Here is an 11698-nt window from a genome sequence, read left to right as displayed (position 1 = left end):
AACAATGCCGAATGATTATACAATTATTATTCATTAATGATTCTATACGGATATAAAAAACGACCAGAAGCAGTCCTGGTCGTTTTATTGCATGCTATTCTTTTGTATCAAGCAGTGATTCTGTCCACGTTTCACAAACTGATCCGCTATCCCCTTCATCAATCACAAATGATCCATTTGAATATCGGTCATTCGGTCTAAGGTCTGTAAGGAGCACCTCTTCTGCTTTTCCTTTTTTTGTGATCAGTCCTACTTTATCTGTGTCTTTTACTACTTCTATACTTACCACGCGATGTGGATTTGATTTCAATTCCCTCAGCATGATGACTCCACGCTTGGCACGGGATGTTTTTTCGAATTCTGCTAATTTCATTTTCTTCACTGCCCCACGCTGGGTAGCTAAGAAAATATAATCCTTCATTGGATCTTTTATGATTTTCCCCGATACGACATAATCGTCATCCTTAAGGTTAATCCCTTTCACTCCAGCCGCACGCGGTCCGACGATGTTCACATCTTCTTCCGAGAACCAAAGTCCATAACTTAAGTGTGTGGCAATGAATACATCGTGCGATCCATCGGTCAAGTGTACATCGATCAGCTCATCGTCTCCTTTTAAATTGATTCCTACAAGAGGACGGGAGTATCGTTGTGCTTTGTACTGAGGAAGCTCGGATCTCTTGATCATTCCATTCTTCGTTACAAACAATAAATAATGGGCCGGATCAAATTCTTTGATCGGTATGGCTTTTAGAACCTGTTCATCTCGATCAATCGGTACGATGTTCCCCACGTGCTGACCAAGATCTTTCCAGCGAATATCCGGGAGCTCATGTACAGGGCAATAGATGTAATTTCCTTTGTTCGTGAATACTAAAAGGACATCCGTCGTATTCATCTCATATTGACCAAGCAACCTGTCTGTTTCTTTCATGGCGAGATCCTGCCCGTTTGAAGCAGAATAGGAACGGAGACTTGTCCGTTTCATATACCCATCACGGGTAACGGTAACCATGACATCCTCACTTGCGATGAGTACTTCAAGGTTGATTTTAATTTCCTCAATCTCATCTTCAATTTTAGTGCGACGAGCATCGGAGAACTGCTTTTTAATGCCTTTCAATTCTTTTTTGATTACACTGTAAAGCTTACTTTCACTTTCCAGGATAGCCGTTAACTCAGCAATCGTATTCGATAATTCTTCCGCTTCTGCCTGTAGTGCTGTTATGTCTGTATTCGTTAAGCGGTATAGCTGTAAGCTGACGATTGCTTCTGACTGTGCTTCTGTAAATTGAAATTGCTGGATTAAATTATCCTTCGCATCTCGTTTATCTTTCGAGGCACGAATCGTTGAAATCACTTGATCTAAGATTGACAGAGCCTTCATTAAGCCTTCGACAATATGCTGGCGATCCTTCGCTTTGTTTAGATCATGTATGGTACGATTTGTCACAACTTCTTTTTGATGTTGAATATAAGCATCCAATAGTTCACGAAGTCCCATCAGTTTAGGACGACGGTTATGTATCGCAACCATATTAAAGTTATAGGCGATTTGAAGATCACTGTTCTTATAGAGATAGTTTAAGACGCCTGTGGCATCTGCATCTTTCTTTAACTCAATAACGATGCGCATTCCATCGCGGTCTGTTTCGTCACGAACTTCTGAAATTCCTTCCACTTTGCGATCCACACGGAATTCATCCATTTTCTTAACGAGGTTCGCTTTGTTTACCTCATAGGGAATTTCCGTTATGACGATCTGTTGTTTGCTTCCACGGATATTTTCTATGTCAGCCTTACCACGCACAACCACTTTTCCTTTTCCGGTTTCGTAGGCTTTTTTAATACCGTCTACCCCTTGAATGATGCCACCTGTTGGAAAATCAGGTCCTTTTAAGACCGTCATTAAATCATCCACCGTACTTTGTGGCTTTTCTATACGCATGATTGTCGCATCAATGACTTCATCTAGGTGATGAGGTGGAATGTCAGTTGCATATCCTGCTGAGATACCGGTTGATCCGTTGACTAAAAGGTTCGGAAAACGTGACGGCAAAACAGTGGGTTCACTGGATGTATCATCAAAGTTCGGTACAAAGTCCACGGTTTTCTTATCTATATCACGCAAGAGCTCCATGGAGATCGCAGAAAGCCGTGCCTCTGTATAACGCATGGCAGCAGGAGGATCTCCGTCAATGCTTCCGTTATTTCCATGCATTTCGACTAAATATTTCCGCACTTTCCACGTTTGACTCATACGCACCATGGCATCATACACCGATGTGTCACCATGTGGGTGATAGTTACCGATAACGTTACCGACGGTTTTCGCTGATTTACGGAATCCTTTTTCCTGGGTGTTTCCATCCACATACATGGCGTAAAGAATACGTCTTTGTACAGGTTTCAATCCGTCGCGTGCATCTGGTAATGCACGTTCCTGGATGATGTATTTACTATAACGTCCAAATCGGTCGCCAAGTACCTCCTCCAGAGGCAAGTCTTGATATCTTTCTACAGTTGTCATATATTACCCCTCCTCTGCGACCGTTATGTTTTCATTTTCAAGAATGCTACCATCTTCTTCCAATCCGAATGCTACATTGCTTTCTATCCATTTACGGCGCGGCTCTACTTTATCACCCATGAGAGTGGTGACGCGACGCTCGGCTCTGGCCGCATCATCAATGCGGACACGTATCAGTGCACGTGTTTCAGGATCCATCGTCGTTTCCCACAGTTGATCGGCGTTCATTTCTCCAAGACCTTTGTAGCGCTGGATCATATAGCCTTTACCGACTTTAGAAATGGCTCCTTGAAGCTCTTCATCCGTCCAAGCATACTCAAGTTTCTGTTTCTTCCCTGCTCCTTTACTCACTTTGTAGAGAGGAGGAAGGGCAATATACACTTTCCCTGCTTCTAATAATGGTTTCATGTAGCGATAGAAGAAGGTTAATAGCAGAACCTGGATGTGGGCTCCATCCGTATCGGCATCGGTCATGATGACAATTTTGTCATAATTGATATCGTCGACATTGAATTCAGGGCCGACCCCGCCACCGATCGCATGGATGATCGTATTGATTTCTTCATTTTTGAAAATATCCTGAAGCTTGGCTTTTTCCGTATTGATGACTTTCCCCCGAAGTGGAAGAATGGCTTGGAATTTTCGGTCACGACCTTGCTTAGCCGAACCTCCTGCTGAATCACCCTCCACCAGGTAAAGCTCGTTACGCTGAGGGTTTCTCGATTGAGCCGGTGTTAATTTACCAGATAGAACGGTTTCAGAACGCTTTCGTTTCTTTCCGTTACGTGCATCTTCTCTTGCTTTACGTGCTGCTTCACGTGCTTGAGCGGCTTTAATGGATTTCTTGATAAGAAGGGAACTTGTATCTGGATTTTCTTCTAAGAAATAAAGAAGATGCTCAGAAACAACCGCATCCACAGCTGAACGCGCTTCACTCGTACCAAGCTTTCCTTTCGTCTGCCCCTCAAACTGTAGGAGATGCTCCGGTATACGCACAGAGACGATGCTGGCAAGCCCTTCACGAATGTCGGTCCCTTCAAGATTTTTGTCCCGATCTTTTAAAATCCCGACTTTACGGGCGTACTCATTAAAGACACGGGTCATCGCTGTCTTTGCTCCGGCTTCGTGTGTACCTCCGTCTTTTGTACGAACATTGTTTACGAAAGACAGAATGTTTTCCGAGAAACCGTCGTTAAACTGAAAAGAGAATTCCACTTCAATCGTATGGTGTTCCCCTTCAAAGAAAGCAACGTTATGAAGTACATCTTTTTCTTCGTTAAGGTATTGAACAAAAGCCTGAATGCCGCTTTCAAAGTGAAAGACTTCCTTCTGATCATGACGCTCATCAATGATTTCGATTTTTAATCCTTTTAGCAGGAAGGCAGATTCCCTTAGACGCTCACATAGCGTTTCGTAATTATACGTAGTATTGCTGAAAATCTCCGGATCAGGTTTGAAATGGATACAAGTTCCTGATTTTTTCGTTTTCCCGATCTTCTCAAGAGTGGTTTCAGGTTTTCCACCTTTTGTAAAACGCTGCTCATATTTTGTTCCATCTCTTTCAATCGTCACAACAAGCCATTCAGAGAGGGCGTTTACGACTGAGGCACCTACACCATGCAATCCACCACTGGTCTTGTACCCGCCTTGTCCGAATTTCCCTCCGGCATGAAGCACAGTCAAAATAACTTCAGGAGTCGGCTTTCCTAGTTTATGCATACCAGTCGGCATCCCCCGGCCTTTATCTTGCACAGAGATGCTATTATCCTTATGTATCGTAACAATTATCTCATTTCCGAAGCCGGCTAATGCTTCATCCACCGAGTTATCGACAATTTCGTATACTAAATGATGCAAACCTCTTGAATCTGTAGAGCCTATATACATTCCAGGTCTCTTACGGACGGCTTCTAGACCTTCTAATACTTGAATGGCATCATCATTGTAATCCATGGTCTTATTCTGGTTGGCCACGAACATTCCCCTTTCAAAACTTCTCTAACCGTAAACTAGTACTTGTACGGTATTATTGGTTATGTATATGTTTACTATAACACAAGAACGTTTGTTCGTTTACCTGTTTTGATCATTCTTTAGGTAAACCACTATTGCTTATTGTAGCGTTTTATTTGATTTTCGCAAATGTAATTCCTGTGACTGGCCTAAATGAGGCCTGGATTTCATTTATGTAGCATGTTATTTTCAGTGATAATGGAGAACCTTCCATCCGAAAAAAAACAAGCGGTAAGAGCCGCTTGTTACGAGTGAGGATTATTTGGTTAAAGCATGTTCAACCTTTATACAGCGATCCATAATGACTGTATACCCACGTTCTTTCAAAAAGCGATAAGCCTCTTCGTTCATTACACCAAGTTGTGCCCAAAACACGTTAGAATCGATTTCATCAAATTCTTTCGCGATCTCAGGCAAAAATTCTGAGCGGCGAAATACATTGACAATATCAATCGGTCCTTCAATCTCTTTCAGGTTGGATACGGCTTTAACGCCTAATGCCGATTCAATGGTTGGGTTCACAGGAATAATGTCATAGCCTTGATCCTGCATGGCTTTTGATACCATATAAGATGTTCGTGTTGGATTATCGCTTAATCCAATAACCGCAATTCGTTTTGATTGTTTAAGAATATTTCCGATTTCTTGTCGGGATGGGTTTTCCATGGGTGCTTACAACTCCTTCATCGATCCTTATCCATACATACTTTGACTGTTCCTTAAGTCCTATTCTTCTTTTATACCATATTTCCCTCTAACTTTTCAAAATTTTATAAATTTATTCTAATAAGAACAAAGTGTCAGATGGACAAAAGGAAGTGTTCCTCCTCCTATATCCTGCCTGACACTTTTTTAACATCTTACTCTTCAATTAATCCTTTGGAAATAAGAAATTCCCGTGCGACTTCTTTTGGATCTTTTTTATCCATATCCACTTTGGCATTCATCTCACTCATCTCTTCTTCAGAGATTTGTCCTGCTAATTCATTCAGGACTTCCTCTACTTCAGGGTGCTCTTCCAGGACTTCCTGACGGATGATTGGAGCGGCATCATATGGTGGGAAGAACCCTTTGTCATCAGTAGTCGTTTTCAGGTTGTAACGTTGTATTCTTCCATCGGTGGTAAAGGCCGGAATAATATCGACGTCCCCGTTCTTCACCGCTTCATACATAATGTTAGGATCGAAGCTTTCTTTTGCTTTGAATTCGTATCCGTAAGCTTCAGCAAATGCATCGTACCCATCGCCTTCACGTTCATAAAATTGATGTGGCGCACCAAAACTTAGATCTTTCGATAGGGGTACAAGGTCAGAGAAGGTTTTGGCATCGAATTCCTGATCTTGAGTATAAGCAAGGGTATACGTGTTTTCGAATCCAAGTGGTTTCAACCATGTCACATTAAACTTTTCCTCGTATCCTTTACGGACTTGTGACAGAATTTCATCAGCTGAAGCTCCTTCTGCCGCTTGCTCTTTTAGAACCGCTTCCAGTCCAGTTCCTGTGTACTCGATATATACATCTATATCGCCTTTTTCAAGAGCGGGTGTCAGAATCGATACTTCTCCCAATCCTTCTTCCACTTTAACATCGAGATCTGTTTTCTCTTTAAGAAGCTCTGCCATCATTTGAGTTAATATAAACTGCTCGGTCCACATCTTACCTGAAACCGTAATCGTGTCCTTCCCCCCGCCATTTCCGCAACCGGCGATCACAATAGTTAGGGCTATAAATAAAATAAAGGGTTTTAGTTTCTTTTTCATTCTTACTCTCCTTTGAAATGTGGTTTATTTCCGTGCTTTTAGTCCTTTAGGTGTTGTCATCCTTTCGAGAAGCTTTAGTAAAAAGTCGAAAGATAATGCAAGTAATGCAGCTGGAATGGCTCCTGCAAGTACTAAAGAATTATTCCAAGTAGAAAGTCCCCGATAGATGAGGTCGCCAAGTCCACCTGCTCCAACAAAGGTTGCAAGTGTCGCGACTCCAACCGTCAAGACAGTAGCAGTACGGATACCGGCCATTATGAAAGGCAGGGCGAGTGGTAGCTCCACTTTAAACAGAAGCTGTGAGCTTGTCATCCCCATCCCTCTGCCTGCTTCTATGACTCCCTCATCGACCCCGATGATCCCTGTGTATGTGTTCCTGAGTATCGGTAAGAGTGCATACACAGTCAGGGCAATGATCGCTGTAATACTACCTGTACCTAATAGGGGAATGAGAAATCCAAATAGTGCCAGACTAGGGATCGTTTGGAAAATGGCAGTTATTCCGATGAAAAATTCAGCCGTTTGTTTTTTCCGTGATATGTATATACCCAGTGGCAAAGAAATGGCAATCGCAATGAAAATGGATACGAATGATAAATATAGATGCTCAAATAATCCATTTAAGATTGCATCAGAACGGTTTGATATCGTGTTTATGAACAAAAACGAGAATGAATTCATACAGAACGCTCCTCCTTTTTCCCTTCTGAGGCTACTGCACGAAGAATCCCGTTGGCCGTTACGCTGCCGACATTCCTGCCGTCTTTTGTAACCATAAGATAATGTTTTTCTGACTTCAGAAGTATTCTTGCAGCTTCCTGGATGGACGCGTCATATGGAATCGATGAGTATTCTGATTCTTCCAAAAGCAAATAGGTTGTGTTTTCATCCATGATGTCAAAAACGCACTTTTGGTGCTGTTGAACATTTAGTCTGTCCTCTCCGATAAATGCACGTACGAATTCGTTCGCAGGATCTTTAATGAGCTCTGCTGGGGTAGCGATCTGTTCAATTTTCCCGTCACGCATGACGGCAATTTCATCAGCGATCTTCAACGCTTCGTCAATATCATGTGTGACAAACACAATCGTTTTATGTATCGTATTTTGAATGCTCTTCAATTCATCCTGAAGCTGCTCCCGGCTGATCGGATCCAGGGCACTGAATGGTTCATCCATGAGAATGATCGGCGGTTCCGCTGCCAGGGCACGAATAACGCCCACCCGTTGCTGCTGTCCTCCGCTTAATTCAAGTGGATATCGCTTACGGTATACTTTAGGATCCAGTCCAACAAGATTTAGGAGCTCGTCCACTCGACCTTCGTATTGTTCCTTTTTCCATCCCTTTAATCGTGGAATCAGGCTGATGTTTTCTTCTATAGTCATATGGGGAAGCAACCCAATACGCTGAATCACATAGCCAATATTACGCCTGAGCTCAACTTCATCGGTGTCAGAAGTATCCTTTCCATTAATCAGGATTGTTCCACTGCTAGGTGAAATAAGCTTATTGATCATTTTCATCGTGGTCGTTTTCCCGCATCCGCTTGGACCAATCAAGGCGACAAGTTTTCCTTTTGGTATCGTCAGGTTGATCCCCTTTATTGCTTCTGTACCATCTTCATAGACTTTCGTGACGTCCTTAAATTCAATCATTTTTCCACCTGCTTTATGAACTGAGAAATTTTTCTAAACATAGAAGGGATACCCTCATTATACAAGAGGTAAACATGTTGTCCAAGAAATTGCGTTTGTCTTTTAGTTTATGAATAATGTGGAATCTGCATACAAGATATTATTTTTAAGAATCGTGTAGAGTCTGCAGCAGATAATAAAAACCAGCAAACTAATGTTTACTGGTTTCAGGATGTTGTTTGTGATTTAACAGGATATATTGTTCTACGATGATTCCTGTGATGGTTCCGAGTATCAATCCATTGTTTAATATGGACGCCACAACTACAGGCATGTCTCTAAAAGCGGATGGGGGAACAAACATGGCCCCTACACCCACAATGAGAGAGATACCTGCGACAAAATGGATTTTATCGAGGTCCTTTTCTTTTCGATATTCTCCTAGAGCAAGACCGACCATTTTGATGAAAATGACCGTGGTCACAGCATAGCCGACAGGAGCTGGCAGGCTTGCGAAAAGATTCATTACTTTTGGGATCAGACTGATGATAATGATCATCACACTTCCAAGAATAAAGGGGATAATGGAGTACATTCCTGTAGCGGCAACAAACCCGGCAGAACCGGAAATGGGAACAGATCCAATTGCTGAGAATACTCCACCGAACAATTGATTCAATCCTGAAGCAAAGCCGCTCTTTGTATATCTTTCATACGTTGGCTGCCCCTTTCCCTTCATAACCTCTTCCATCACTCGAATGGAAGCAATCATATTGGTGGTTAACAGGAATGTGATAAAGATCGATGTCACAATGACACCCGTATCGAACACCGGAGGTCCAAAGACGAACACATCAGGTAACGAAAACCAGCTGTCAGATACAGTCGTGCTTTCACCTAATCCCATAAGGATAAAGATTAACCAGCCCGAGAACAGGGCAAGAATAATGGAGTATTGTTGAACCCACTTTCGTTTATGGCCTGAGAAGTATAATGCCACAAGTATTGTCAGCACACTTCCGAGTAAGACCAGCGGCTGAAGAGAATGTCCTTCATGCTGTATGCCGAACATTCCCTTGATAAAAGATCCGCTTAATTGGAGAATCAATAGCATTAAGTAAATAAATGTGATTGTTGGTGTAAATAAAGATGACAACTTCTTTAATAGTCCTGTTGCAGAAAGAATAAAGAAAATCACACCACTTACAATCATACCGCCCTGTAAAACGGTCAGCACTTCTTCATGACTGCTGTAAAGAGTTCCTGAAAACCCTGCATAGATGGCGAATACCCCCCACCATAGTCCAGCGGGTCCTTCATTGATGGGTAGTTTATGACCAACTAATGCTTGAATAAGACTGGCGGCACCTAAAACAAAGATGGTCCGCTGAATAAATCCTGCCGTGTCTGCGGGAGACAATTGAAACAGGTCAGCTATGGCAATAGGAGCGGCAATTGAGCCTGCGACCATAAAGGCAACCCATTGGAACGCCGATAAAAGTAATTGCATACGTGTACACCTTCATTTCAACTATGTAAAGTGTGTCTATTTTAACATACATCACTCCTTTCTGAATCAGGTTTATGAGGAATTAAATATATTATCTACTTTTATGAACAGGTACTAATTTTTTTGCTTATTTTCTCCCCAACCTTTGGAAAACATGTTAAAATAAGAACGGATTAGTTCATTTAAAAGGAGCAGTGATGATGATTTTTGCCCTTATACTCGTATTAGCATATTTATTAGGCTCCATCCCCTCAGGATTACTGATCGGGAAGACGTTCTATGGAAAAGACATTCGTGAGCACGGAAGCGGAAACCTGGGCGGAACCAACACATTCAGAACCCTGGGTGTAAAAGCCGGTATGATTGTTACAATCATGGACATTTTAAAAGGAACGGTAGCGACTCTCCTGCCATTGCTATTTGAAAGTGATGTACACATGTTATTAGCAGGGGTATTTGCTGTTATCGGCCATATGTACCCTGTTTTTGCAAACTTCAGAGGAGGAAAAGCAGTAGCAACCTCTGCTGGTGTTCTTCTAGGCTATAATTACATCTTATTTTTAATCCTACTGGCCGTATTTTTTATTTGCTTGTATGCAACCAAGTATGTGTCACTCTCTTCTATGCTGGCAGCGGTACTTGCCTTTACGTACTCGATCTTCACCGGAGATATTCCACTTATTATCGTCGTAGGGATTCTGACCATTTTCGTTGTTTACAGACATCGGGCGAATATAGTAAGGATAAGAAATAAAACCGAACCAAAAATTAAATGGCTGTAGAAAAAAAGCGACCAAAGCACCAGGCTCTCTTTATCCTATGTGGGAGTTCCTGGCTGTATAGGTGGCTTTTTTTATGGCTTGTTAAATGGAATAGGTATACCCTTTGATTCGTTTGAGAAAGATGATGGATATAAAAAGCAAGTAATGACAAGGATTGACGGAATAGTAAAAAATTCACAAAATATGATAATATTCTTCAATATTTTCTTAAATATGCCCCGCTTTCCTCTATTATTTTGTAAAATAGAGGTAGATTTAAATAAAGGATGATGATTATGAATAAAAAGCGATTAATGGCAGGGTTATTCCTTTGTATACCTTTACTCTTAGTGATTGGGTATCTTGTAGATAAGCAATACTCAGACTGGAGAACCTCTGCAGAAGGATTGCAGGAGGAGAACCTTTACTCTTTGCTGCATACGACGAGAGAAGTTCAAGCCTCAGGGAAATCGATGAAGTCCAGTGCTTCAATTGCCGCCATTGGTGATATCCTTCTCCATGACACAGTGTATAATGATGCGAAAGATGAAAACGGATATAATTTTACCCCTATGTTCTCTCCGATTAAGGACATGCTGGCAGCCCCTGATTTCCTGATTGCCAATCAGGAATCAACTCCGGCCGGTGTGGAGCTTGGAGTCTCCAGTTATCCCCTTTTTAACAGTCCTAAAGAGATTGTGAAATCTTTACAGGACGTGGGGGTTGATGCGGTCACGACTGCCAATAACCATTCATTGGATCAAGGTGAAAAAGGGCTTCTAAGTGCAATCGACTATTATGAGAAGATATCCATGCCGTATGTGGGTGCGTTCAAAAGTCAGGAAGATAAGGAACGGATTCGTACCTTCAAGGTGAATGGAATCAAGTTTGCCCTGCTTTCCTATACATATGGAACAAATGGAATACCGGTTCCAAAGGGGAAAGATTATTTAGTCAACCTGATCGACGAACAAAACATGATACAAGAAATTAAGAAAGCAAAAGGTATGAACATTGATTTAGTCGTATTGAGTTTGCATTGGGGGAATGAATATCAGCGCTTCCCTACCGAGGAACAGGAAAGACTGGCAAATGTCTTAACCGAAAATGGGGTTGATATCATTTTTGGTCATCATCCACACGTCCTGCAGCCGATCCAAACGTATAAAACGAGTGATGGTCGTGATGCCGTTGTCATTTACTCATTAGGGAATTTTCTTTCAGGACAGAAAGATGATTTCAAAGACATTGGAGGAATGGTTACGGTCCAAGTAGAAAAAACGATGAACCCTGGCGGTTCTAAGATCACGTACCCTTCCATTGAATTTCAGCCAACCTTTGTGTCAGAGAATCATTACAATAATTACAGGATATACCCTCTTGAATTTGCTAATAACAACGGTATGATCAGATATTCAGAAGAAGAAATGGTTTCACATATGGTGAATGGCTTACCTGAATAATAAAAAGCAAAGTGACCCCGTGCCTTC

General features: G+C 41.8%; 9 protein-coding genes. 2 read left to right on the top strand and 7 right to left on the bottom strand.

Going from position 1 to position 11698, the window contains the following annotated elements; genetic code table 11:
- Positions 1–94 precede the first annotated feature (94 nt).
- The 7 genes from parC to ACCB35_RS11560 all read right to left on the bottom strand — a co-directional run bounded on the left by parC (position 95) and on the right by ACCB35_RS11560 (position 9447).
- Positions 95–2530 (bottom strand): DNA topoisomerase IV subunit A, encoded by a 2436-nt coding sequence (gene parC, locus ACCB35_RS11590; RefSeq protein ID WP_374053857.1) that lies wholly within the window; start codon positions 2528–2530, stop codon positions 95–97.
- Between the two features lie 3 nt (positions 2531–2533).
- Positions 2534–4504, bottom strand: coding sequence for a DNA topoisomerase IV subunit B (parE, locus tag ACCB35_RS11585; RefSeq protein WP_301280407.1), 1971 nt, complete (start codon positions 4502–4504; stop codon positions 2534–2536).
- A gap of 297 nt (positions 4505–4801) precedes the next feature.
- The gene (locus ACCB35_RS11580; RefSeq protein WP_044336986.1) at positions 4802–5209 is read right to left on the bottom strand and encodes a CoA-binding protein; all 408 of its coding nucleotides are present in this window, start codon (positions 5207–5209) and stop codon (positions 4802–4804) included.
- Between the two features lie 194 nt (positions 5210–5403).
- Positions 5404–6303, bottom strand: a complete 900-nt coding sequence (locus tag ACCB35_RS11575; RefSeq protein WP_374053856.1) for a glycine betaine ABC transporter substrate-binding protein — start codon at positions 6301–6303, stop codon at positions 5404–5406.
- A gap of 24 nt (positions 6304–6327) precedes the next feature.
- Positions 6328–6984: an ABC transporter permease gene (locus tag ACCB35_RS11570; protein ID WP_044336988.1), complete on the bottom strand. Its 657-nt coding sequence runs from the start codon at positions 6982–6984 to the stop codon at positions 6328–6330.
- The gene (locus ACCB35_RS11565) at positions 6981–7958 is read right to left on the bottom strand and encodes an ABC transporter ATP-binding protein (protein WP_374053855.1); all 978 of its coding nucleotides are present in this window, start codon (positions 7956–7958) and stop codon (positions 6981–6983) included. The genes ACCB35_RS11570 and ACCB35_RS11565 overlap by 4 nt, the downstream gene beginning before the upstream one ends.
- Positions 7959–8148: 190 nt before the next feature.
- Positions 8149–9447 carry a purine/pyrimidine permease gene (locus ACCB35_RS11560; RefSeq protein ID WP_374053854.1) on the bottom strand — a complete coding sequence of 433 codons (1299 nt, stop codon included), beginning with the start codon at positions 9445–9447 and terminating at the stop codon, positions 8149–8151.
- A 200-nt stretch (positions 9448–9647) separates the two neighbouring features.
- Here ACCB35_RS11560 and plsY point away from each other — a divergent pair, with 200 nt between their 5' ends.
- Both plsY and ACCB35_RS11550 read left to right on the top strand, forming a co-directional pair.
- Positions 9648–10229 carry a glycerol-3-phosphate 1-O-acyltransferase PlsY gene (gene plsY, locus ACCB35_RS11555; protein ID WP_374057001.1) on the top strand — a complete coding sequence of 194 codons (582 nt, stop codon included), beginning with the start codon at positions 9648–9650 and terminating at the stop codon, positions 10227–10229.
- Positions 10230–10504: 275 nt separating this feature from the next.
- The gene (locus ACCB35_RS11550; RefSeq protein ID WP_374053853.1) at positions 10505–11671 is read left to right on the top strand and encodes a CapA family protein; all 1167 of its coding nucleotides are present in this window, start codon (positions 10505–10507) and stop codon (positions 11669–11671) included.
- Positions 11672–11698 lie beyond the last annotated feature (27 nt).

It is taken from the genome of Rossellomorea sp. FM04394, assembly GCF_041889765.1.
Lineage (GTDB): Bacteria > Bacillota > Bacilli > Bacillales > Bacillaceae_B > Rossellomorea > Rossellomorea aquimaris_B.
This window is presented reverse-complemented; position numbering and strand designations above follow the sequence as displayed.